Annotated in this window: 19 protein-coding genes; 14 read left to right on the top strand and 5 right to left on the bottom strand. The window is 65.0% G+C overall.

What is annotated here, in order from left to right:
- Positions 1-58: 58 nt before the first annotated feature.
- Positions 59-919, bottom strand: a complete 861-nt coding sequence (locus BMZ79_RS10090; protein ID WP_090639325.1) for a helix-turn-helix domain-containing protein — start codon at positions 917-919, stop codon at positions 59-61.
- Between the two features lie 126 nt (positions 920-1,045).
- On the opposite strand from BMZ79_RS10090, the gene BMZ79_RS10085 reads away from it, so the two are divergent.
- From BMZ79_RS10085 to BMZ79_RS10020, 13 genes are all read left to right on the top strand, one after another.
- Positions 1,046-2,119, top strand: a complete 1,074-nt coding sequence (locus BMZ79_RS10085; protein ID WP_090639324.1) for a Gfo/Idh/MocA family protein — start codon at positions 1,046-1,048, stop codon at positions 2,117-2,119.
- Positions 2,120-2,245: 126 nt separating this feature from the next.
- The gene (locus BMZ79_RS10080; protein ID WP_090640158.1) at positions 2,246-3,127 is read left to right on the top strand and encodes a sugar phosphate isomerase/epimerase family protein; all 882 of its coding nucleotides are present in this window, start codon (positions 2,246-2,248) and stop codon (positions 3,125-3,127) included.
- A 27-nt stretch (positions 3,128-3,154) separates the two neighbouring features.
- Positions 3,155-4,003: a sugar phosphate isomerase/epimerase family protein gene (locus tag BMZ79_RS10075; RefSeq protein ID WP_090639323.1), complete on the top strand. Its 849-nt coding sequence runs from the start codon at positions 3,155-3,157 to the stop codon at positions 4,001-4,003.
- A gap of 70 nt (positions 4,004-4,073) precedes the next feature.
- Positions 4,074-4,448, top strand: coding sequence for a VOC family protein (locus BMZ79_RS10070; protein ID WP_090639322.1), 375 nt, complete (start codon positions 4,074-4,076; stop codon positions 4,446-4,448).
- Positions 4,449-4,639: 191 nt separating this feature from the next.
- Positions 4,640-6,097 carry a stalk domain-containing protein gene (locus BMZ79_RS10065; protein ID WP_177222085.1) on the top strand — a complete coding sequence of 486 codons (1,458 nt, stop codon included), beginning with the start codon at positions 4,640-4,642 and terminating at the stop codon, positions 6,095-6,097.
- 45 nt (positions 6,098-6,142) lie between these two features.
- The gene (locus BMZ79_RS10060; RefSeq protein ID WP_090639319.1) at positions 6,143-6,973 is read left to right on the top strand and encodes a helix-turn-helix transcriptional regulator; all 831 of its coding nucleotides are present in this window, start codon (positions 6,143-6,145) and stop codon (positions 6,971-6,973) included.
- Between the two features lie 273 nt (positions 6,974-7,246).
- Positions 7,247-8,554 carry an outer membrane protein assembly factor BamB family protein gene (locus BMZ79_RS10055; protein ID WP_177222084.1) on the top strand — a complete coding sequence of 436 codons (1,308 nt, stop codon included), beginning with the start codon at positions 7,247-7,249 and terminating at the stop codon, positions 8,552-8,554.
- Between the two features lie 193 nt (positions 8,555-8,747).
- The gene (locus BMZ79_RS10050) at positions 8,748-9,251 is read left to right on the top strand and encodes a glutathione peroxidase (RefSeq protein WP_090639317.1); all 504 of its coding nucleotides are present in this window, start codon (positions 8,748-8,750) and stop codon (positions 9,249-9,251) included.
- Between the two features lie 607 nt (positions 9,252-9,858).
- Positions 9,859-12,072: a helix-turn-helix domain-containing protein gene (locus BMZ79_RS10040; protein ID WP_090639314.1), complete on the top strand. Its 2,214-nt coding sequence runs from the start codon at positions 9,859-9,861 to the stop codon at positions 12,070-12,072.
- 371 nt (positions 12,073-12,443) lie between these two features.
- Complete coding sequence (locus BMZ79_RS10035) at positions 12,444-13,349, top strand: ABC transporter permease (RefSeq protein ID WP_371263661.1); 906 nt, start codon at positions 12,444-12,446, stop codon at positions 13,347-13,349.
- Between the two features lie 14 nt (positions 13,350-13,363).
- A complete protein-coding gene (locus BMZ79_RS10030) occupies positions 13,364-14,263 on the top strand; it encodes a carbohydrate ABC transporter permease (protein WP_090639312.1) in 900 nt (299 codons plus the stop codon).
- Between the two features lie 148 nt (positions 14,264-14,411).
- Positions 14,412-16,070, top strand: a complete 1,659-nt coding sequence (locus BMZ79_RS10025) for a type 2 periplasmic-binding domain-containing protein (RefSeq protein WP_371263660.1) — start codon at positions 14,412-14,414, stop codon at positions 16,068-16,070.
- A 189-nt stretch (positions 16,071-16,259) separates the two neighbouring features.
- Positions 16,260-17,543, top strand: coding sequence for an alpha-L-fucosidase (locus tag BMZ79_RS10020; protein ID WP_090639311.1), 1,284 nt, complete (start codon positions 16,260-16,262; stop codon positions 17,541-17,543).
- A gap of 86 nt (positions 17,544-17,629) precedes the next feature.
- Here BMZ79_RS10020 and fdhD read toward each other — a convergent pair whose 3' ends face one another.
- The 4 genes from fdhD to BMZ79_RS10000 all read right to left on the bottom strand — a co-directional run bounded on the left by fdhD (position 17,630) and on the right by BMZ79_RS10000 (position 22,060).
- Positions 17,630-18,436, bottom strand: a complete 807-nt coding sequence (gene fdhD, locus BMZ79_RS10015) for a formate dehydrogenase accessory sulfurtransferase FdhD (RefSeq protein ID WP_090639308.1) — start codon at positions 18,434-18,436, stop codon at positions 17,630-17,632.
- A 62-nt stretch (positions 18,437-18,498) separates the two neighbouring features.
- A complete protein-coding gene (locus BMZ79_RS10010; RefSeq protein ID WP_090639306.1) occupies positions 18,499-20,877 on the bottom strand; it encodes an FdhF/YdeP family oxidoreductase in 2,379 nt (792 codons plus the stop codon).
- Between the two features lie 152 nt (positions 20,878-21,029).
- Positions 21,030-21,398, bottom strand: coding sequence for a Na-translocating system protein MpsC family protein (locus BMZ79_RS10005; protein WP_090639304.1), 369 nt, complete (start codon positions 21,396-21,398; stop codon positions 21,030-21,032).
- Between the two features lie 149 nt (positions 21,399-21,547).
- Complete coding sequence (locus BMZ79_RS10000; protein ID WP_090639302.1) at positions 21,548-22,060, bottom strand: hypothetical protein; 513 nt, start codon at positions 22,058-22,060, stop codon at positions 21,548-21,550.
- Between the two features lie 163 nt (positions 22,061-22,223).
- Between BMZ79_RS10000 and BMZ79_RS09995 the strand changes: the two genes are divergently transcribed.
- A complete protein-coding gene (locus BMZ79_RS09995) occupies positions 22,224-22,790 on the top strand; it encodes a PadR family transcriptional regulator (RefSeq protein ID WP_177222083.1) in 567 nt (188 codons plus the stop codon).
- Positions 22,791-22,834 lie beyond the last annotated feature (44 nt).

The following is a 22,834-nucleotide window of genomic DNA, read 5'->3' as shown; positions in this document are numbered from 1 at the left end:
TTCGCCTTGGGCCGCCCCTTCGTCCGCGAAGGGGCGGCCTTTTCCGTCTTCCGCCGCGTCAGCGCCCCATTTGCGACCGGTACGCCGTCGGCGCCGCGTCCGCGAATTTCTTGAAGATCCGGGAGAAATAGAACACGTCGGAGTAGCCCAGCAGCCCCGCGATGTCCATGACGCTCCTGTCCGTGTTCAGCAGCAGCTTCTTCGCCTCCGCGACTTTCAGCCGGTGCATGAATTCGCCGAGCGGATGGCCGGTGTAATCGTGCACGATCCGCCGCAAGGTCGGGACGGAGATATGATGCCTCGCGGCGATTTCCGCTCCGCTCGGCTTGCCGTACACGGCGCCGGCGAGGTCGTCGAGCAGCCGGTGGACGAACAAGGCGCGGCTGTCCGTCTCCGCGCGGCTGAAGCGCAGCGACATGTCGAAGAGCAGCGCTTCCAGCGCGAGGGCGGCGCGGTCCTGATTGGCCGGGACGGCGCTGTCGAGCAGCCGGAAGATGAGCTCGATTTTGCCGAAGAAGCTCTCGTCGGTGCCGACCGGCCTGACGGTCTCCGGCTCCCCGTACCAGCCGGCCAGCCATTCCTGAACCCGCGCGCCCTCGAGCGAGAAGTAATATTCGTCCCAGAAGCCGCCTTCCTCCGGCCCGTATTGGAACGTCTCGCCGGGATACAGGCAGAACAGCGAGCCGGCCTCCACGGACTGCCGCGGGCCGCTCCCCGCCTGGTAATAGCCGCGTCCCCCGCCGATATAGACGAACGCCCAATGCTCGAACCGGGCGTCGGTCCGCTGCTGGATGCGGCCGGGCAAATGGCCGGCGCCTTGGATGACGAGCGACTGCACGCGCAGCTTCTTCAGATCGATGACGCCGCCGAACAGCCGGATGGGCAGCGGGCTGATCATATTATCCATGTAGGTTGGCATAATGTGCATTCTCCCGTTGGAAACGACGTGGTAAGGTAGAGGCAGGTTTAATTACGATAGTCATGCTTACGTCTTGCAAGGCCATTATAGCCGGCATGGGGCCGGAGGGGAAGGGAGCATTTTATCGTGGCGACGGAGAACGGCAAGCTGCGCGTGGGCGTCATCGGCGCGGGATCGATTTCGGGATTGCATTTGGAGGCGTACAAGCGGTGTCCGGACGCGGAGATCGTGGCGATTTGCGACTTGAACGGGGAGCGCGCCCAAGCGGCGGCGGACAAGTACGGCGCGGCGCGGGCGTATACGGATTACCGGGAGCTGCTGGCGGATCCCGGCATCGACGCGGTCAGCGTCTGCACGTGGAACAACACCCACGCGGAGATCAGCATCGCCGCCCTGGAGGCGGGCAAGCACGTCTTGTGCGAGAAGCCGATGACGCGGACGGTCGAGGACGCGGAGCGGGTGGTGGAGGCGGTCCGCCGTTCGGGCAAGGTGCTGCAGGTCGGCTTCGTGCGGCGCTACGCCGGCAGCGTGGACGTGCTGAAGCGGTTCATCGACGCGGGCGAGCTGGGCGAGATTTACTATGCCAAGGCATCGTGCCTGCGCAGGCTGGGCAATCCCGGCGGCTGGTTTTCGGACAAGGAGCGTTCCGGCGGCGGGCCGCTGATCGACCTCGGCGTCCATATCATCGACATCTGCTGGTACCTGATGGGCCGGCCGAAGGTGGTATCCGTCAGCGGCAACACGTACAACCGGCTCGGCAACCGCGCGCATATCCAGAACCTCTCCTTCTATAAAGCGGCGGATTACGACGCGTCGCGCAACGACGTCGAGGACGCGGCGAACGCGGTCATCCGCTTCGAGAACGGCGCGTCGCTGCTGGTCGACGTCAGCTTCACGCTGCACGCGGCGAAGGACGAGCTGTACATCAAGCTGTACGGCGACAAAGGCGGCGCGGAAGTCGAGCCGGCGCTCCTCGTCATGTCCGAGAAGCACGACGCGATCGTCAACGCGACGCCGCAGATCGACCATGCGAGCTTCGACGCGACGGAAGCGTTCGGCCGGGAAATCGCGCATTTCGTGAACAGCGGCCTCGGCCGCTGCGAGACGCTCAGCCCCGTGGAGGACGGTCTGGAAGTGACGCGCATGCTGAGCGCGGTGTACGAATCGGCGGCGTCCGGCAAGGAGATTCGGTTCGACTAAATTCGGTTCGACCAAGGCCGGCCGATGGGCGGGCAAGCGGCGCGCCCCGGGGCGGCGGCGAGGCGGAAGGCTCGATGCGCCCGTCCCGGCGCGGGTAATTTTCGAAGAGACGAAGGGATGATGGACATGGCGAATCCGCTTGACAATAAAATCGGCGTCATCGTCGACAGCTTCAACGTCGGCGTGCGCGAAGGACTGCGCAAGGCGAAGGACGTCGGCGCCGAAGGCGTGCAAATCTACGCGGTATCCGGCGAGATGGACCCGGCTCGCCTGGACCAAGCGGCGCGCCGGGAGCTGCGCGGCTTCATCGCGGACTTGGGGCTCGAGATCTCGGCCCTGTGCGGCGATCTCGGCGGCCACGGCTTCCAGGACGCGGCGGCCAATCCGCTCAAAGTCGAGAAGTCCAAACGGATTCTCGACCTCGCGGTGGAGCTCGGCACTCCGATCGTCACGACGCATATCGGCATCGTGCCGGACGACGAGCGGAGCGCGGTCTACGCGGCCATGCAAAGCGCCTGCGAGGAGCTGGGACAGTACGCGAAGAGCATGAACGCGTACTTCGCGATCGAGACGGGACCGGAGCCGGCGGCGCATCTGAAGCGGTTTCTGGACACGCTGAGCACGAACGGCGTATCGGTCAATTTCGACCCGGCGAACATGGTCATGGTAACCGGGGACGACCCCGTGCAGGGCGTCGTCACGCTGAAGGACTACATCGTGCACACGCACGTGAAGGACGGCCGCCGGCTGCGCGCCGTCGACCCGCGCGAGGTGTACGGCTTCCTCGGCTACGAGGGCATGTCGCACGAGCAGATCGCGGCGATGGCGTCGGGCGGCCCGGATTTCGCGGAGCTGCCGCTCGGCGAGGGCGACGTCGATTTCGGCGCGTATTTCAAGGCGCTGCAGTCGATCGGCTACGGCGGCTACCTGACGATCGAGCGCGAGGTCGGCGACAACCCGGAGCAGGACATCCGCAAAGCGGTGGAATTCATTAAACGGTACCGGTAAGGTGCCCGGAGAGGCGGAAACGCGGTTATGAAAATCGGGGTCAGCGTATGGAGCTGCCATAAGTATTTGCAGGACGGCACGTGGACCAATGCCGACTTTATCGACTACGCGGCAAGCGTCGGGGCGCAGGGCGTCGAGCTGCTGAGCATCTTCTGGAACGCCGAGACCGACGTTCCGGCGGTGCGCGAGGCGCTGGCCCGGACGGGGCTGGAACTGGCGTGCTTCGGGGCGTGCAACGACTTCGTCCGGCCGTCGGAGGCGGAGCGCGCCGCCGCGCTCGCGGATATCAAGAACTCGGTCGACATGGCGGCGCTGCTGGGCGCGCGGATCGTGCGCGTGTTCGCCGGCGACGTCAAGGACGGCATCGGCTACGACCAGGGCAAGACCTGGATCGCGCAGGGACTGACGGAAGCCGCGGCTTACGCGCAGAGCCGGGACATCGTCCTGTGCCTCGAAAATCACGGCGTGTTCGCCGGCCGGAGCGAGCAGGTGCTGGAACTGATCCGTCAGGTGGACTCGCCGGCGCTGCGCAGCACCTTCGACATGGGCAATTTCCTGCTCGTGGACCAGGAGCCGGGGCCGTCTTTCCAGGAGCTCGGGCCGTATATTTCGCACGTGCACGCCAAGGACTTCAAGCGGGTGCCGGAGGGCACGCCGGGAACGTACCGCACGCTGGGCGGCCAGGCTTATTACGTGGGCGTGGCGCCGACGGAAGGAGACGCCGGCGCGGCCGACATCGTCGCGCGGCTCGAGGGCATCGGCTACATGGGCTGGCTGAGCGTCGAGTACGAAGGGCAGGAAGAGCAGAAGGCGGGCACGGCCAAAGCGGTGAAGCTGCTGCACGGCCTCGTGCCGGATTCGAAGAAGCACGCGTAGCTTCGCGGCGATGCGGGTAATGATCCTCGTACGCGATCGCGACCGATCGCCGAAAGCGAGGGGATAGCCTATGAAGCCGCTAGTGAAGCGGGAACTGTTCGGCGTGATGCATTACGTCCGGGATTTGGACCATGCGAGCGCCTGGTACTGCGAGAAGCTCGGCCTCGAGCTGCGGGGCTACGGCAAGAACGATTTCGTCGAGCTCGGCCTCGGCGGGGAGTACGTCATGCACCTGTTCAAGGACGAAGCCGCGCAGCCGGCGCAGCGCGCGTCGTTCGCGTTCGATACGCCGGATATCGAGGCGGCGCACGGCATGCTGCACGACAGAGGCGTGACCGTCGGTCCGCTCGCGCGCTATAGCGACCATGCGGCGTTCACGTTCCGGGATTGCGACGGCAATCCGCTCATGATGTGCCAATATTTTGCTAATCGGGACCCCGTCTGAACGGGGCGCCGCGAAGTCCGCGGCGGTTGCGATTCCGGGCCTTGAAGGCCACGGCGCAGCCGCCGCGGGCTTTTTTGTTTCTGCCAAATACTTGCTGTTCGGTTATAGAATCGCGAAAGGCATGCAACCTTTTTCCGGGCTCGGGCGTCAACGTGTAAAAGATGGTTCACCTACCGAAAGGAGCGCTGCACATGGCCTATCGTTACCCTAAATTGCTCTCGGCCGCGCTCGCGGCCGCGGCGCTGACGGGCGCCGTCGCCGCGGCGCCCGCTTCCGCGGCGCAGCCGGCCCTATCGCCGGCCGCCGGAACGGCGTTCAGCCAACTCATCGCCGGCAGCTACTACTCCGCCGCCTTGCGCGCGGACGGCACCGTCTGGTCGTGGGGCCGCAACCTGTACGGCGAAATCGGCGTGCTCGCGCAAAACGCGGTGACGAGCATCGCGGCGCCGGTCCGGTTGCCGAATCTGTCCGGCATTGCCGCCATCGCGACGAACGGAAGCGGCATGAACGTCGCGCGCAAGGCGGACGGCACCGTCTGGGAATGGGGCTCCGTGCCCGGCCTGAAGCCGACGCCGCGTTCTTCGACGCTGCCGGCGCAGGTGCAGGGCCTCGCCAACGTCACGGCCGTGACCGCCGTGGAAGCGGGAACCGGCATCGCCCTGACCGGCGACGGCCGGCTGTTGACCTGGTCGCATGCCGGCGCTGACGGCAAGGCGGCCGTAACCGCCGTGCTCGGCACCTATAAATGGACGAATCTGATCGCCTGCGGCGATCTGGCGTTCGCGCTCGATGCGTCCGGCGGCGTATGGGGGCTCGGCGTGCGCCGGGACGCGAACGGCGTCACGACGCTCGCGCAGCCGTTCAAGCTGGCGGGACTGCCGGCCATGAAGCAGTTGTCGGCGCAAGCGAATGACGGCCGGCTGTACGGCGTGGACCGCAGCGGCGGCGCGTGGACGTGGAAGCTGGACCTGTCCGCGTTCCATCGCGAAGGCAAGCCCGGGGCGGCGCGCGTCGACGGCAAGCCGGCCCGGCTGTATCCGCAGCTGAAGGCGAAGGAAGTGCAGGCCGGCGGATACGGCCTCCTGCTGACCGAGAACGGCGAGGTGTGGACGATCGGCAAAGGCCCGAACGGCCAGGAAGGCCGGGTCAAGGGGCTTTCCCGCATCGTCTCGATCGCGTCCGGGGGGTACCATGACCTCGCGCTGGACGCCAAAGGACGCGTCTGGGGCTGGGGAGCGGACAATTGGAACGAGACGGGCAGCGTCCGGCCGTCCGGCGACGGGATGCTGTACGCGCCGACGCCCGTTCAGCCGGCGATCGACGTCTACGTGAACGGCAAACGGCTCTTGTCTCCGTTCCCGGCCCGAATCGACGGGGGGAACGTTTCGGTCCCGATGCGGGACGTCCTGCAAGCGCTGGGCGGCAGCTTCGCGGTCGCGCCGGATTACGCGACGACGCTGACGTACGGCGGCTCGACGGCGGTGCTGACGCAGGGCGGCGGCACCGTCGACGGCAAGCCGGTCGTACTGGCGCCCGTGCGGCGGAGCTTCTCCGGGGTCTCGATGATTCCGGCGGGGCTGCTGAGGCAACTGGGCGTACAGGCGGCGTGGGACGGCAAGCGCGGCGAGCTGAGGCTCGCCGGCCGCTGACGCGGCGGCGCTTCGCGGCAATAGGACGGGGACGGGAAGGTAATCATGCAAACGGAAGCCATAAGCAATTATATCGCCAACATGCAGCTGCATATATCGGAAGCCGCGTACTTTCAGAGTACGGCGAGCTGGCGTCAAACGGACGTGGTATCGGATTTCAATCGGCTTTATTATTTTTTGGGCGAAGGCGCCCAGCTGAAGATCGGAGAGGAGGAGCTGTCTCCGCGGGCCGGCCAGCTCGTCGTGCTGCCCGCCGGAACGACGCTGTCGGTCCGGACAATCGACAACCGCGAGTTCTCCCATTATGTCTGCCATTTCAACGCCAGATCCGGCGATCAGGAGCTGTTCGAGCTGCTGGAGACGCCGAGCTGCGTGACGGCGGCGGATCCCGAGGCGACGACGCGCGCGTTCGGCGAACTGGTGCGCCATTACCGCGGCGGCGAGCTGACGTCGAACTTGCGGTCGAAGCTGCTGCTGCAGGAGCTGCTGTGCGAATTCCTGGAGCAGGGCGGGGGCGCGAACCTGCGCCGGCCGGCCGGCGGCCACGTGGATAAAGTCAGCCGGGTGTTGGCCTTCATCGACCATCACCTGTCGGACGACGTGACGCTCGAGCAGCTGGCGGAGCTGGCGCATTTCCATCCGAATTATTTCATCCGGTTCTTCAAATCGGCGACCGGGCGTTCGCCGATGCAATACATGAACCAGCGGCGGATGGAGATGGCGAAGCAGTGGATGGTCGAGACGAACATGTCCGTCTCCGAGGCGGCCGAGCGGGTCGGCAGCTCGCTCTATCAATTCTCCAAGATGTTCAAGCAGTACACGGGCTCGAGCCCGAGCGAATACCGCAAGACGATGCGCGCGCAGCCGAACGTTTGACGTCGGAGCGGCGCCGGGCGTCGCGCGGCGGCACGGGCGCATCATGCGCGCGTGCCGCCGCCGCGTTCGGAAGGAAGCCTCCGGGCTTCCGGTCCGCGCAGCGGGAAGCGCTGTCAACTTCGAAGCCCCTTAGGGTTTCGGTGCCGGCAAAAGTCGGGTATAGGCGGAGTAACGGATACTTTGTGTTAAATGAAGGCAATTATGCCTAAAGCGAAACCTTTCGCGCGAAGGACCCGTCTACTTACCAACATGAACGGAGAGGGGGTGCCGGCCATGCGGCCTATGAAGCTGGCCTCGGTCGTGCTGGCGTTGACGATCTTGGGGAGCGCGACGACCGTTCTGGCGGACAGCGCGGGCCGGCATGCCCCGTCCGGCGGGCGAGGCGCCGCCGGCGCGGCCCTAACGCCCGACGCGGCCATGGCCTGGACGCATGCCGCGGATCAACCGGGCGACGAGGATCCGACGGGCGGCGGCAGGGTCGCCGCGGACGCGCAGCGGGTGTTCTTCCTGGAGCGCGGGAAGCTGACGGCGGTCATGGCCGGCACGGGCAAAACGCTCTGGTCGTCCGGCGCGAAGCTGAAGGCGCCGCTGCTGGCCTCGGGGGGACGCATATATGCCATGTCCGAGGACGGCCGGGCGGTCGAGGTGGACGCCAAGACCGGCAGGACGCTATGGACGGCCGATAAGCCTGTCCCGGACGCCCGCAAGCTGTACGCGAACGGCGGACGGCTGTACGTTCAGGGCACCCAGGTCGCGGCGTTCCGGCTCGCCGACGGCGCCTTCCTGTGGAAGCAGGGCGAGTTTTACGGCGATCTGTTGTTCGCCGGGCATTACCTCCTGGCGTCGAGCGTCGATTCGGGTGCTTACAGCTCCTACGAGCTGCATGCGATCGACGTCCGCAGCGGCAAGCAGGCGTGGCAGCTGGCAAACGAAAGCCTGCCCATCGACGTGCGCGGCGGGATTGCGTACGCCGCGCGGGAGCAGACGATCATGGATCACGCGCTGCTGACGACGCTGGACGCCATCGACCTCGCGACCGGCAAGATCGTCAAGTCCCGCGTGTACAATCCAGAAGGCGTCAATCCGGCGGCGGTGGTGTATTACGGTCCGGGACAGCTGATGCTGCAGGGAGACGACGTCTTCGTCGCCTACGGCCATGTCGCGTACCGGTACCCGCTGAACGCGGATCCGTCCAAGGTCCGGCCCGACGTTTACGTCGCGAATCAGGCCAGGGGACTGCGGTATGCGGCCGGTCCGTACGACGGGCGGCTGCTGTTCTCCGACGGGGACGGCATCTACGGCGTGAAGACGGCGGACGGCGCGCGCGTCTCCTACAACGCGGGGCTCGAGAAGCCGATCGCGCGTTTCGACCTCATCGGGCAAGGCCTGTACGTCGCCCAGACGGACGGCGCGCTGGCGGTCGTCGACCTCGCGACGGGACGGCCGGCGATGCGGGTGCGGACGGGCGCGCAGGTGACCGGGCCGACGTTGAAGGCCGGCGACATGATCATCGTCCAGGCGAAGGGCAAGCTGCTCGCGTTCAAGGAGCCGGCGGGACTGTCGGCGAAGCGAGCGGGCTGAGACGGAATGCCCGTGCGCATAGAAGATTGGAAAACGGCAAACTAAGGAGCGGCGTCCCCGGCGGACGGCGCTCCTTTTGCGTTCCCGCCGAGGCAGCCGTTCATGAGGGGAAGCGCCGGATAAACTTTCGCTTTTCAAACGGTTTTTAATTGTTTAAAATAACATTGTATAAAATTAAACGAGGTGATTCGTGATGAGCGTGTACGATTTCACGGTCAAGACGTCCCGCGGCGAAGCGAAGCCGCTGGCCGATTACCGCGGCCAGGTGCTGCTGATCGTCAACACGGCGACCAAATGCGGCTTCGCCCCGCAGTTCCGGGAGCTGCAGCAGCTGCACGAGAAGTACAAGGACCAGGGACTTACGGTGCTCGGCTTTCCCTGCAACCAATTCCGCGAGCAGGAGCCGGTCAAGGACAGCGAGATGCAGGAAACGTGCCAGATCAACTTCGGCGCGACGTTCCCGCTGCTCGGCAAGATCGACGTCAACGGCCAGGACGCGGACCCGCTGTACCGCTATCTGAAGAAGGAAGCGCCGGGCTTCTTCGGCTCGTCCATCAAGTGGAACTTCACGAAGTTCCTCGTGGACGCGGAAGGACGCGTCGTGAAGCGCTACTCGCCCGCGACGAAGCCGCTGAAGTTCGAAACGCACATTCAGAAGCTGCTCGCGGGCGCCAAGAAAGGCACGCCGACCGGCTAAGAGCGGTCTATCGAAGCCGCCGGGAGCGGGCCTTCGGTCCGCAGTTCGCCGCGCAGCGCGAACTCCCCGATCATTCCGGCAGCCAACCGGGCGTTGCCGGTTGGCTTTTTTGGCAAGCTGCAGCTCAAGCTGCTTGCCCCGCGCGTTCGGCGCCCGATCAGACCAACCGGCTCCCCGGTTGGTCTTTCTTCATGCCCGCGTCTACGGCGCCAAGCCGCCTCTTCCCGGCGCGGCTTTTTTCGCGGCGGGCGCGATTTTCCGCGCGTCCGGCACGCATCCGGCGAAAAAGGTGAAGTCGCCGAAAAAATCCCATTGAGCGCGGCGCGGGCGCGTTTTATCCTTATACGGAAGCGTTCGACGGAAAAAAAGCGAAGGATCGGCGAGAAACGGGAACATTCGCCGCCTGCGTCGATTTCCGTTCGGACGGCGGTAGAATTACGCAGGCGAATGGTGTAAAATGGACGTTTCTCGGGATTCGTGCCGACATGTCAGCTAATCTGCCATCGCACCGCCGGCTCCGGCAGGATGCGCGGTCCATGCGGACGATCTCGTGTTCTTCCTGGCAGGATGAATTTCGGCGCGCGGCCGGAAAGGCGGAGGAGATCCCATGAACAGCAGCTGGTTTCGCAAATTGCTCTTATCTTATCTTCCCGTGTTCGTCGTGGTCGTGACGATTCTGTTCGTCGCCTTCTTCCAGTCGTTGAGCGAGCAGAACCGGAAGGAGGCGCTGAAGGCCAACGCGTTTCTGGCGGAGCAGGCCGTGCGGTACGCGGACAATTCTTTGAAAGCGCTTGATTACCAGGTGCTGCGGGACACGCTGTCTTCCGCCGACCTGAAGCGGTTCTTCCGCACGAACGGCGACGACGTCTACGGCAACATCCAAGCGACCAAGAAAATCGACGACTGGAAGCTGAATTACGGCATCATCGATTCCGTCTATTTCATCCGGGCGAAGGACCGGTTCGTGCTGGGCGACGGAGCGGGGCAGCGGGCGGACTTCCCGGACGAGCCGTTCATCCGGCCGTACCTTGAGGGCCGCGAGGTCGCCGAGAAGTGGTCGGGGAAGCGTGCCTTCCGGCCGTACGCGGCAAGCACGCCGGCGGACGTGATCTCGCTCGTGCAGGGCTATCCGCTGTTCACGACCGAGAAGCAGGGCTATGTCGTCGTCAACGTCAGCTTGGCGAAGCTGAAGCAGACGATCGCGCCGATGTACAATCCCGAGCAGACGTTCATCCGCATCGGCGACCGGGACGGCGGCGTCCTGATGGACGACCTCCCCGCCGGGCAGCGGACGCGGAGCGTGCTGTCGCGCTACGTGTCGCCGTACACCGGCTGGGTGTTCGAGAGCGGCCCGGCGAGCGGGGGACTGTCGAAGTTCGCGCTCGACTTCTACAGCATCTGGATGATGACCGCCATCGCCGTCGTGCTGCTCGGCGTCGCGTGGGTCGTGCACGTCACGCGCCGCAATTACCGGCCGATCAGCCAGCTGGTGTCGCTCATCCGGACGAGCGCGCTGCTGAAGCACGACATCGGCCCCGGCCGCAACGAGTTCGGCTTCATCCGCGGCGCGCTCGAGCACCTGATGGAGGAGACGACGCGGACGCGGCAGAAAGACAAGGAAACGATCATTTTAAGGAAGAAGCACCGGTTCCAGGAGGCGGTCGAAGGCATGGGGCCGATCCGCGAATCGGAGTGGCAGACGGATCTGCTGGCCTTCCATATCAACCCTGCCGGGGCGCTGGCGTTCATGCTGGAGCTGGAGATCGACCGGTACGCGCGGTTTGCCGAACGTTACGGGCTGCAGGATCAATCGATGCTGAAATTCGTCGTCTCGAGCGTGACGCAGGAGATCGCCGGCCTGGAGGGCGCCTCGGCTTGGGCCGAATGGGTGTCCGACCGGCGGCTGTCGGCGATCGTCTGGGTGCCCGACGGCGAGGACGGGGAGGCGCTGAGCGCCGTCATCGGCGAGCAAATCGTGGAATGGGTGCGCGCGAACCTGTCGTTCACCGTCACGGCGGGCCTGCACGGCATGGCGGCGAACCTCGAGGAGATCCGCCGGTCGCACGCCATCGCGCGCAATCTGCTTCAACATAAAGCGGTGCTCGGCACGGGACGGCTGCTCGTCTCGGCGGACGCGGACGGAACGGACTACCGCGCGCACGATTATTTCGGCACGATCCATGCGCTGACGCAGGCGATCCGGCTGGCCGACGGCGCGTGGCGGAAGCGGCTGGACGAGCTGTTCGGCCAAATCGCGGACGCCGTCTCGTCGCGCAAGGAGATCGAAAGCTTCATGCAGTTCCTGCACCAGCAGCTGAACCGCGCGTTCCTCGAGCTGTCCAAGGATTACCGGAACGTCTGGAAGGAAGCCGACGACGAGCTGCTCGAGCTGCTCGGCGATTGGGAGACGCTGGCCGAGCTGAAGCAGGGCTGCACGCTGATCTTCGAAGCGGCGGCCGGCCGGCTGCAGGCGCTGAAGGATTCGCAGCGGACCCGCACCGTCATCGCCGACATCCGGGCGTATATCGAGGACGATTATTCGAACCCGGAGCTGTCGCTCGATTACTTGAGCGACAAGTTCGCGATTCACGCCAAGAACATCAGCAAGCTGTTCAAGGAGGAATGCGGCTGCAATTTCGTCGATTTCCTGATCGGCTTGCGGATGGACAAGGCGAAGCAGCTGCTCCTCTCGACGGGCGACTCGCTGCAGGAGATCAGCGCGCAGGTGGGGTATTTCAACTATAATTCCTTCAACCGGGCGTTCAAGAACGTGGCCGGCTTCTCGCCGAGCGATTACCGCAAGCAGCAGGCGGCCCGATAGACAGCGCAACCCCGGAATCGCCCGACCTCGGCGGCTTTCGGGGTTGTCTTCGTTTCGAAGGCGGTAAGCGCGGCAGCCGGCTCGCGGCGGGCGGCACGGCCGTCGGATCGCCGCGCCCCGTCCTGGCGAATAACGCGAAGCGTAGAAAAACGCGAAGTCCCCGCGCCGGCTCACCCGTGCACCGTCCCGGCTGACCCGCGCCCCGTCGCGCGGCGCCGCCGGAGAAAATTGCATGCTCCGCGAATCATGCGCGTTGCCGATTCGCGGCGCGGCGGGCTAGAATCGGGCTATCGATCGGCAGCGGCCGGCGCTGACGCGCGCCGACCCGGGATCGCCGAGCGGGCATGATTCTTAGCGAAGGAGAGCTGCGGATGGCGCAAGCCTGGATCAAAGCGAAGCGAAGCTGGGAGCTGTATCTCCTGGTGCTGCTTCCGGTACTCTATCTGATTATTTTCCAATACATCCCGATGTTCGGGGTGGCCATCGCCTTCAAGGACTTCAACGTCGTCAAAGGGATTCTCGGCAGCCCGTGGGTCGGCTTCAAGCATTTCCACGAGCTGTTTCGCTCGCCGAATTTCCCGCTGCTGATCAAGAATACGCTGCTCATCAGCCTGTACTCGCTGCTGGCGGGCTTCCCGATTCCGATCCTGCTGGCGCTGGCCTTGAACGAAATTCGGACGGGCTTCTTCAAACGGTCCGTGCAGATGATCACGTACGCCCCCCATTTCGTCTCGACCGTCGTCATGGTATCGATCATCATTCTGATGCTGTCGCCGCACGTCGGCGTCGTGGACCGGGTGCTGACGTTCTTCGGCTGGTCGTCGACGAACTTCATGGGCGAGCCCAAGCTGTTCAAGTCCATCTACGTCTGGTCCGGCGTCTGGCAGGAGATGGGGTACGCGTCGATCATCTACATCGCCGCGCTGGCCGGCGTCGATCCGTCGCTGTACGAGGCGGCGCGCATGGACGGGGCGTCCCGGTTCAAGAAAATTCTCCACATCGACTTGCCGTCGCTCGTTCCGATCGCGGTCACGATGCTGATCCTGAGCTTGGGCAGCGTCATGGCGGTCGGCTTCGAGAAGATCTACCTGATGCAGAACCCGCTCAACCTGAGCACGTCGGAGGTCATCTCCACCTACGTCTACAAGGTCGGCCTGGTCGGCGCGAACTTCAGCTTCTCCTCGGCGGTCGGACTTTTCAATTCCGTCATCAATCTCGCGCTGCTCGTCGCCGTCAACGCCGTCGCCCGCCGCGTGTCGGACAACAGCCTATGGTAGGAAGGAGGCCGCCCATGCCGGCCAACGTCAAGATTCGGGAACCGTTCGGCGACCGCCTGCTGCTCGGCGCGATCTACGCGCTGCTGGGCGCGATCACGCTGACCGTGCTCTACCCGCTGCTCTATATTCTCAGCTCCTCGCTCAGTTCGCCGAACGCGGTCGTGTCCGGACAGGTGTGGCTGGTGCCGGTGGAGTTCTCTCTGCGCGCGTACAAATCGATCTTCCAGAGCTCGCAGCTGATGCTCGGCTATTACAACAGCATCGTGTACACCGTCGTCGGCACGTTCATCAACGTCGCCTTCACCGTGCTGATGGCGTTCCCGCTGTCGCAGCGGACGATGGCGGGCCGCAAGTACGTCATGATCCTGATGATGATCACGCTGTTCTTCAGCGGCGGGCTGATTCCGACGTACCTGCTCGTCAAGAACCTGCACATGCTGGACACCCGCTGGGCGCTCTGGCTGCCCGGGGCGTTCTCCGTCTTCCAGGTCATCATCGCGCGCACCTTCTTCATGGCGTCGATTCCGCAGGAGCTGCAGGAGGCTTCCCAGATCGACGGCTGCCGCGACACCCGTTACCTATGGAGCATCGTGCTGCCGCTGTCGAAGCCGATCCTCGCCGTCATGACGCTCATGTACGCGGTCGGCCATTGGAACGCCTACTTCGACGCCCTCATCTACCTGCGGTCGGAGCATCTCTTTCCGCTGCAGTACGTGCTGCGCAACATGCTCATCCTGAACGCGGCCGATCCCGAGATGCTGGCCAACACGGCGCAGCAGCTGCGCGACAAGGGTTTCGAGCAGGTGCTCAAGTACGCGTTGATCGTCGTCGCCTGCGTGCCGGTGCTGATCCTGTACCCGTTCGTGCAAAAGCATTTCGTCAAAGGCGTCATGATCGGCTCCTTGAAAGGCTGACGGCAGGAACGGCGGACGCAGCGAATAGTAGGCACGGAGGTGAGGCGCGGCAAAAAGGCGGCGAGACGCGCAAGGGAGGCAAGGGGAGGCCGGCCCGGATTCGCGGGGGCGGACCGACATTCGTACGATCCAAGGAGGAGAGAGCAGGTTGAAAAAGTCCATATGGGTATCGCTTATGCTAATCGTGATCGCGAGCCTCGCGTTATCGGGCTGCGGAGGGAGCGGTTCGGACAACGCCGGCGGAGCGTCCGGCACGGCCGGTTCGGCGGCGCCGGAAGGGACGGCGTCGAAGCCGGTGACGATCGGATTCTTCGCGCCGCAGGGGAAGGCGCCGCTCGAGGATAACGACTACACCAAGTACGTCGAGCAGAAATTCAACGTATCCATCAAGTGGGACCTCGCGCCGACCGACGCGCTCGTCGACCGGCGGCAGCTGCTGCTCGCGAGCGGGGATTATCCGGAGGTGTTCCTGGAAGGGAAATTCACCAACGCGGACCTGTTGACGTACGGCAAGCAGGGCGTGCTGATCCCGCTGAACGGCCTGATCGACAAGTACGCGCCGAACCTGAAGGCGATGATGGACAAGAAGCCGTACCTGAAGGAAGCGATGACGGCGCCGGACGGCAACATCTACGGCATTCCGCGCTTCAACGAATGCTATCACTGCACCTTCTCGCAGAAGTTCTGGATCAACAAGGAATGGCTCGACAAGCTCGGCCTCTCCGTGCCGACGACGACGGACGAGCTGTATGCGGTGCTCAAGGCGTTCAAGACGAAGGATCCGAACGGCAACGGCAAGGCGGACGAAATCCCGCTGACCGGCGCGCCGAACAAGTACGTCTGGAACGGCAACATCGACGCCTACCTCATGAACGCGTTCATCTATAACGACAACGACAAGTATTTGACCGTCGCGGACGGAAAGGTCGATTTCGCGCCGAACAAGCCGCAGTGGAAGGAAGGCCTCGCGTATATGCACAAGCTGTACGGCGAGGGCTTGATCGACAAGGCGTCGTTCACGCAGAACGACCAGGCGGTCGGCCAGCTCGGCAACCGCGAGGGCGACGAGGTCGTCGGCTCCATCACGACGGCGCTGCTCAGCTACCTCGTGAACACGTACGACGACGCCATCACGCGCCATAAGCACTGGGTCATCGTGCCGCCGCTGAAAGGGCCGGAGGGCGTCCGGCTCGCGGGCATGTCGCAGGGCTTCGGCGAGTTCGCGATGGCGATCACCAACAAGGCGAGCGAAGCGCAGCAGATCGCGGCGATTCGGATCGCGGATTACGCCTTCAGCGAGGAAGGCGCGCTGCTGAGCGAATACGGCGTCAAGGAGGGCATCGGCTGGAAGAAGGCGGAGGCGGACGAGAAGAACATCGACGGCAAGCCGGCCAAGTACAGCTTCTCCAACCTGCAGCCGGTCGACCCGAACGTCGTGCGCAACGACAGCTGGACGCTGCTCGGGCCGAAGGACCTCTCGAAGGACTTCCGCGACCTGTTCGCGACGGCGCAGGATCCGCTGACCTCCGCCGGCTACGAGAAGCGTCTCGCCGACGCGACCAAGACGTACGCCCCGTACGCGCCGAAAGCCTTTTATCCGTCCAGCACGTTCATCCGTCCCGAGGACACGGACACGATGGCGCAGCTGTCGACGTCGATCAAGGACTACGTGCAGTCCAACATGGCGCAGTTCATCATCGGCGACAAGAGCTTGGACAAGGATTGGGACGCGTACGTGAAAGGGTTCGACGGCTTGAACCTCGCGCAGTACGTGCAGATCTACCAGTCGGCCCTGGAGAAAAAGTAAACCGGCGCATGCGCCCGAGCCGGCCTTCGGGCCGGCTCTCTTGTTTCGGCGCTCCGGGGCCGTCCCGAGGGAGGCCCAAACGGTACGGACGAACGGAAACACGGAACGCGGCGAACGGGCGAAGGAAGCCGGCAGCCCGCCGTCGAAATGATCCATGCAGAGCGACAATAATCGAAAGGCGGGCTGACGATGACAACGGAAACGAATCCGCGCGTCGTGCCGACTGCGAAGCAACTGGCGTTTCAAGATTGGGAGTTCGGGCTTTTTCTGCATTTCGGGCTGCGCACGTTCTACGAGGGGTACGCGGATTTCGACGTGCGGCCGATGACGCCGGAGGCCTTCGATCCGGCTCGGCTGGACTGCGAGCAGTGGATCCGCGCGGCCAAGGAAGCGGGGATGGCGTACGCGGTGCTGACGGCGAAGCATCACGACGGATTCTCCAACTGGCCGTCCAAGTACAGCCGGTTCACGGTCGCGGCTTCGCCGTGGAAGGACGGCCGCGGCGACGTCGTGCGCGACTACGTCGACGCCTGCCGGAAGCACGGCTTGAAGGCGGGGCTGTACTACTCGCCTTACGACGGCTCGGCCGACTTTTACACGCAGGATGCCCAGGCGTACGACGATTACTTCGTCAACCAGATCACGGAGCTGCTCTCCGAGTACGGCGACATCGGCATGCTGTGGTTCGACGGCTGCGGCTCCGAGGACCACGCGTATGATTGGAACCGGATCATCGGCACGATCCGCGGGCTGCAGCCGGACATTCTGATCTTCAACATGGGCGATCCCGACTTCCGTTGGGTCGGCAACGAGGACGGCATCGCGCCGGTGCCGTGCTGGAACGTCGCGGATTCCGCGGACTTCTCGATCTACACGGAGGAGAAGGAACGGTTCGGCGAGCGGCTGTGGCTGCCGGCGGAATGCGACGTGCAGATGCGGGCGAACGGCAAGAGCTGGTTCTACAGCGACGAAGACGAGCATCTCGTCAAGAGCGTCGACGAGCTGATGGGACTCTACTACTTGTCCGTGGGGCGCGGCGCGAACCTGCTGCTCAACATCGGCCCGAACCGCGAAGGCCTGCTGCCGGCCAAGGATACCGCGCATCTCGCGCGCTTCGGCGAGGAGATCCGCCGCCGCTTCGGCTCGCCGCTCGCGACGCTCGCGGACTTCGCGCGGGAGGGCCGCCAGTGGCGGTACGACGCGGCCGAGCCGCGGCTCATCGACCACATTGTCCTTCAGGAGGAATTGGCGGACGGCGAGCAGGTACAGGCGTTCACCGTGTCGATCGTGTCGGCGAAGTCCCGCCGGCTCGTCGCGATCTACGAAGGCCGCAACATCGGGCATAAAGCGATCGTCCGCATCCCGGCGGTCAAGGCCGCCGGCGTCATCGTGGAAGTGACGGCCGGCAGCGGAGAGCCGAAGCTGCGCGGGCTTTCGGTCCATTACGCGGGCGACCCGGCGCTGCCGTTCTAGAGGCGCGGGGTACGGACAATCGGGCATAAGAAGGCGTCTGCCGTTATCGGCAGACGCCTTTTTTGCGTACAGAATGCGCCGCGCCCTTACGCGTCCGGCGAGCTCTCGTCCACGATCCGGTGCCCGTGCGTGTACACGTTCATTTCCTGCCCGCGGATGAAGCCCGCGCAGGTAATGCCGAGGTCGTCGGCGAGCTTCAGGGCGAGGTCCGTCGGCGCGGACTTCGACAGCAGGAAGCCGACGCCGATCTTCGCGGCCTTCAGGACGACCTCGGACGAGATCCGGCCGCTGAAGGCGACGATCTTGTCCGCGACGGGCATGCGCGCCCGCAGGGCGTAGCCGAACAGCTTGTCGAGCGCGTTATGCCGGCCGATGTCGGTCCGCGCGGCGAGCAGCTCCGTCGCCGTGCAGAGCGCGGCGTTATGCACGCCCCCGGTCAGCCGGAAGTCGGCGGACTCGAGCTGCAGCAGCCGCATGAGCGCCATGCACTGGCCCGGCGTCAGCGTCATCCGCGTCATCGACGTCCGCGCCGTGCGGGCGTCGCTGCGAAAATAAAACTGCCGGCTCTTCCCGCAGCAGGAGCCGATGAACCGCTTGGCGTAGTCGTCCTTGCCCGTCGACTGCGGGCGGTGCAGCGACGCATACGCGTAGCCGCGCGCCTCGTCGATCCGCAGCTCCTTCACGTCCGCCGCCTCGAGGATGATGCCCTCGGACGCGAGGAAGCCGATCGCGAGCTCCTCCAGATCCGTCGGCGAGCAGACGATCGTGGCGAATTCCTCGCCGTCCACCTCCAGCGTCAGCGGGTATTCCGACGCGATGTCGTCCTCCCGCAGGATGGCGGCGCCGTCCGCGTACTTGCGGATCGGCCAGGTCGTTACGATACGGGGCAGCATGCCGTCTCCTCCTCTCCTGTCGCCGGGCCTCGGCCGGCGTCCGTTCCGCGCGGCGCCGTCCGTCATGTCGACGCACGGCGGTCCTCTTCTTCGTCCGCTTCATGGTCCAGCTCCGCGATGCGCTTCTCCACGTAGCGGGTATCCTTCAGCGCATGGTACGTGTCCGCGCGCTCCAGGACGACCGCCGCGTTGTACTCCGGGATGCCGGCATGGGGTTCGTACACTTTCTTCGGGATGAGCGCGTTGCATTCGGGCCAGAAGAGCTCCAGGTTGCCCGGCGCGACGGAGGCGAATTTGGCCCGGCCGTGGAACGTGCCGCTGGCATTGTAGAGCACGACCGCGTCGCCTTCCTTGACGTCGTGCTTCGCGCCGTCGTTCGGGTGCATGAGCACGTCGTACCGGTCGGCCGCGTTGAAGGCGTCCTTGTCGCTGTAAATCATCGAGTTGAACTGCTTGCCCCGGCGCGAGGTCACGTAGAAATGTCCCTCGGGCTTGCGCAGCTCCGGCAGCTCGATCGGCAGCAGCTGGCCGCGGCCGTCGCGCGTCGGGCAGACGCCGCCTTCGCACAGCCACGCGCCGCCCCATTGGAACACGTCGCCGCGTTCCTTCAGGAACTGGATGCCGTCGTAGTTGGGCGCGGCGAGCGCGATTTCCGAGCGCAGCGCTTGCGCGCTCCGGAAGACGATCGCCTTGGCGCGCTCCGGGTACACCCGCGACGCCAGGTCGCCGTAGATGGCCCATTCCGCGCGCGCTTCCCCGATGCGGGGACCCGCGATCTCCGGCGAGAAATACACCATCCGCTCCGTAGAGGTGGACGTGCCGCCGCCCGGCTGCTCGTAGCGGGTCATGGCCGGAAGGACGACGACGGCCTCCCGCGCGTCGGCGAGCGTCGACGTGTTCAGGACGATGTCCTGGTGCACGCGGATGTCGACCGCCTCGAGGCACGCGCGGACGAAGTCCGGGTCCGGCATCGTCTCGAGAAAATTGCCGCCGGAGGTGTAGAACACCTTGAGCTTCCGCTCGTGGTCGTCCGGCAGCATCGCGTTCTCCAGCGTGACGCCGACGATGTCGCCTTGCCAGCGCGGGAGCGGGAAGCCCCAGACCCCCTCGATGCGCGGAATGTCCATCCCCTTGAATTCGCCGCCTGGCAGGCTGAACGGATCGGCGCCCATCTCGCCGGAGCCCTGCACGCCGCTGTGGCCGCGGATCGGCATGAGGCCGCAGTGCTCGCGGCCGAGGAAGCCGCGCAGCAGCGCCAGGTTCGCGACCTGCGAGATGTTGTCCGTGCCGAAGCGGTGCTGCGTCAGCCCCATGCTCCAGACGAAGACGCCGGACTTCGCGGCCGCCAGCAGCTCGGCGAATTCGGTCATCCGCGCGCGGGTCAGGCCGGAGGAGCGCTCCAGCTGCGCCCAGTCCTGGCGCTGCGCGTGCGCGCGAAGCGCCTCGTAGCCGTTCGCGTGCTCGCGGACGAACGCATGGTCGACCGCGGAGCCGGGCTTCGCGGCTTCCATGTCGAACCAATGCTTCATGACGCCGTGCATGAAGGCGATGTCCCCGCCGATGTTGACCTGGTAGAAGTCGTCGGCGAGCTTCGTGCCGAACAGCGCCGACTCCGCGATGGACGGCACCCAGTAGCCGTCCATCGCCGGCTCGCGGTACGGGTTGATCACGATGATCCGCGTGCCCTTGCGCTTGGCGGCATACATGTATTTGGTCGAAACCGGCTGGTTGTTGGCGGCGACGCTGCCCCAGAAGACGAGCACGTCCGTGCCGATCCAGTCCTTGTAATTGCAGCTCGACGCGCCGATGCCGACCGACCGCTTCAGCGCCGTCTTGGACGGCGAGTGGCAGATGCGCGAGGCGTTGTCGATGTTGTTCGTGCCGAGGAAGCGGGCGGCCTTGGCCGCCGCGTAATACGATTCGTTCGTGATGCCGCGCGCCGTCAGGTAGAAGGCGAGCTGCTTCGGATCGATCGCGCGGATGCGCGCCGCGACCAGATCGAGCGCCTCGTCCCAGGACAGCCGGCTGAACCGCCGCTCGCCCTTGCGCCGGATGAGCGGGTAAGGCAGGCGGCCGAGCTTCCGCAGCGCGGCGCTGTCGTGCTTGCGCAGCTCGTCGATGTCCGCGTGCAGCGCGTCCGGCTTGATGGCCGGCATCGTGTTCAGCCGCAGCAGGTTGAGGCGCGTCGTGCAGACGTGCGGCCCCGCCAGCGTCCGGTCGTGCAGGCCGGACACGCCGAGCGCGCAGCCGTCGCAGACCCCCTGCGTCAGGATGCGGTACGCGTACGGCAGATTGTCGCGGTTCTCCGCCACGACCTTCAGCGTGTCGCGGATATGGTGGGGCTTCACCTTGCCGAGCCCGAACGGCATTTTGCTGACCCACAGCTTGGGATCCGGCCGGCCGGGCAGCTTGACCGGTCCCGTATGCTTCGTTTTCCCCATCTTAAGCGTCTCCTCTCGTACGTCGGCGGGCCGGAAGGGACAAAAAAACCGCGCCGGGGCGTTTCTCTCCAAGCCGTTGCCAGACCGGAAAAAAATCGTCCCGAACGCGGTTAGTCTCTCGCAGGTTCGCTGCCAAGCGCCAACGCGTGCCGTTATGGGCGGCTTCCGCCGAACTTGCGCTCGATGTCCTGATCGAACACGAAGATCGACATGCCGAAATCTTTATCGATATCGATATCCACGTACAGCTCCAAAAAGCGGGCGCCGAGCAGCGCCTCCATCTCGACCGGCGGGTGGTTGCGGTAAATGTCCTTCACCCACTGCGTGCGCGCTTCGCGCAGCATCTGCTTGCCGTCGTCGGCCGTCGCGATGAATTTCTCCACGGGGGAGAGGTTGCCTTCCATCTCGCAAATCGCCCAATGCTTGCAGAAGGTCGTCGTGATGCGGCCGGGGCCTTTGCCCATGTGGCGCTTGCGGAAGGCTTTGACCAAATTGCTGAATTCCGCTTCCGCCTTGTTCATTGCCATGCACCTCGTTTGCCCGCAGAACCGGTGACAGGAGCGCTGTTCCGTGTCGTGCGGCGTCTGTTCAACGCGCAGCTTCCCTTACTGGTTTCATTCTAGTTCAATCTTAGCAAGAAAGCGCAACCATGGCAATGCATCGGCGAGGCCTAGAATGCCGCCGCGAAGAGCGAGACGCCGAGGGGGATCAGCGACAGGAGGAGCAGGAAGGCGAGCGCGCCGCCGAACCGCTTCCGCCGGCTGCCGGTACTCGCCAGCGTGAAGTCGGCGAAGAAGAAGAGCGCCGCGCACAAGGCGCCGAGCCAGCCGCCGCTCAGGGCGCCGAACAGCAGCGGAAGCGCCCAAAAGCCGCAGAGGGCGTGCAGCAGCAGCGAGATCGGGGCATGCGGACGGCGATGGAGCAGCCGAAAGAGCGTCAGCTCGATCAGCATGGAGCAGGCGACGCCGTAGACGAAGTTGAACGGCGCGGCGTAGATCAGCAGCACGAAGCTGCCGAACAGCCAGGATCTCAGCGCATCCGCCCAAGACGGGCTGCCGGACGCGAAATGGAATAACGCGGGGAGAAAGACGGCGGAGATCCCCGTCGCGACCGCGGCGGCCGCCAGCTTGCGGCCAAGCCAGGGCAGAACGTGCCGGAAGAGAGGGGCGGTCGGGTCGGCCATGGGAGTCACTCCTTCGGGAAGGTTTGTTTCCAGCATAGCGCCGCCCCGCGCGCGCGGAGAGTTCTAACTTTCGTGGTACCCTCGAGGCGCCGGCATGCGTTTCGCGCCGATTTGTGGTACCATTTTTTCAGAAAAACGCATTATCGTAGGGGGATTACCGTTCATGATCGCATTAGCTTACGCCCTGCTCTGCATGCTGGCGCGCAAGCCCTGCTCGGGGTACGAGCTCACGAAGCTGCTGCAGCTCTTCTGGCAGGCGCAGCACAGCCAGATTTATCCGCTGCTCGCGAAGCTGGAGAAGGAGGGACTGGTCACCTTCGAGCTCATCGGCCAGACCGGCAAGCCGGACAAGAAGCTGTACAGCATCACGGAAGCCGGCACCGGGCGCCTGCGCGCCTGGATCAAGGAGCAGCCGCCGTCCGACATTCTCGAGCGCGACGAATTCCTCATTAAGATCTACGCGATCGGCCTCATGGACCCGGAGACGGGCCGTCAGCTGTTCCTGGAGCGCCGCGAGGCGCTGCTCGCCCGGCTGGCGCGGATGCAGGAGGGCATGAGGGGCATGGAGGAGGACGACGATCCGCCCGTTACGGACATCGCGTCCAAGCAGTTCGGCCGCTACCTGATCTACGAGCGGCGGATGCGCCTGCTGCGGGAGGAGGTCGGCTGGATCGAGTGGGCGCTGCCCTTGTTCAAGCCGTCGTCCGCGCGGCCGCGGCCGGAGGAGTGACGCCGCGATCCCGGCGCGGCGGGAACAGTCTCTTCCGCGACCAG

This window comes from Paenibacillus sp. UNC496MF, from assembly GCF_900113915.1.
GTDB classification, from domain to species: Bacteria; Bacillota; Bacilli; order Paenibacillales; family Paenibacillaceae; genus Paenibacillus_Z; species Paenibacillus_Z artemisiicola.
Note: the sequence above shows the minus strand (reverse complement) of the source record. Positions and strands in the feature narration are given on the sequence as shown.

What these genes read in the sequence shown, in the direction of transcription:
- BMZ79_RS10065 (WP_177222085.1), top strand. Translation starts at nt 4,640, where the DNA reads ATGGCCTATCGTTACCCTAAATTGCTCTCGGCCGCGCTCGCGGCCGCG.
- BMZ79_RS10030 (WP_090639312.1), top strand. Translation starts at nt 13,364, where the DNA reads ATGCCGGCCAACGTCAAGATTCGGGAACCGTTCGGCGACCGCCTGCTG.
- BMZ79_RS10040 (WP_090639314.1), top strand. Translation starts at nt 9,859, where the DNA reads ATGAACAGCAGCTGGTTTCGCAAATTGCTCTTATCTTATCTTCCCGTG.
- BMZ79_RS09995 (WP_177222083.1), top strand. Translation starts at nt 22,224, where the DNA reads ATGATCGCATTAGCTTACGCCCTGCTCTGCATGCTGGCGCGCAAGCCC.
- BMZ79_RS10060 (WP_090639319.1), top strand. Translation starts at nt 6,143, where the DNA reads ATGCAAACGGAAGCCATAAGCAATTATATCGCCAACATGCAGCTGCAT.
- BMZ79_RS10000 (WP_090639302.1), bottom strand. Translation starts at nt 22,060, where the DNA reads ATGGCCGACCCGACCGCCCCTCTCTTCCGGCACGTTCTGCCCTGGCTT.
- BMZ79_RS10020 (WP_090639311.1), top strand. Translation starts at nt 16,260, where the DNA reads ATGACAACGGAAACGAATCCGCGCGTCGTGCCGACTGCGAAGCAACTG.
- BMZ79_RS10055 (WP_177222084.1), top strand. Translation starts at nt 7,247, where the DNA reads ATGCGGCCTATGAAGCTGGCCTCGGTCGTGCTGGCGTTGACGATCTTG.
- fdhD (WP_090639308.1), bottom strand. Translation starts at nt 18,436, where the DNA reads ATGCTGCCCCGTATCGTAACGACCTGGCCGATCCGCAAGTACGCGGAC.
- BMZ79_RS10090 (WP_090639325.1), bottom strand. Translation starts at nt 919, where the DNA reads ATGCCAACCTACATGGATAATATGATCAGCCCGCTGCCCATCCGGCTG.
- BMZ79_RS10050 (WP_090639317.1), top strand. Translation starts at nt 8,748, where the DNA reads ATGAGCGTGTACGATTTCACGGTCAAGACGTCCCGCGGCGAAGCGAAG.
- BMZ79_RS10035 (WP_371263661.1), top strand. Translation starts at nt 12,444, where the DNA reads ATGGCGCAAGCCTGGATCAAAGCGAAGCGAAGCTGGGAGCTGTATCTC.
- BMZ79_RS10075 (WP_090639323.1), top strand. Translation starts at nt 3,155, where the DNA reads ATGAAAATCGGGGTCAGCGTATGGAGCTGCCATAAGTATTTGCAGGAC.
- BMZ79_RS10070 (WP_090639322.1), top strand. Translation starts at nt 4,074, where the DNA reads ATGAAGCCGCTAGTGAAGCGGGAACTGTTCGGCGTGATGCATTACGTC.
- BMZ79_RS10005 (WP_090639304.1), bottom strand. Translation starts at nt 21,398, where the DNA reads ATGAACAAGGCGGAAGCGGAATTCAGCAATTTGGTCAAAGCCTTCCGC.
- BMZ79_RS10080 (WP_090640158.1), top strand. Translation starts at nt 2,246, where the DNA reads ATGGCGAATCCGCTTGACAATAAAATCGGCGTCATCGTCGACAGCTTC.
- BMZ79_RS10010 (WP_090639306.1), bottom strand. Translation starts at nt 20,877, where the DNA reads ATGGGGAAAACGAAGCATACGGGACCGGTCAAGCTGCCCGGCCGGCCG.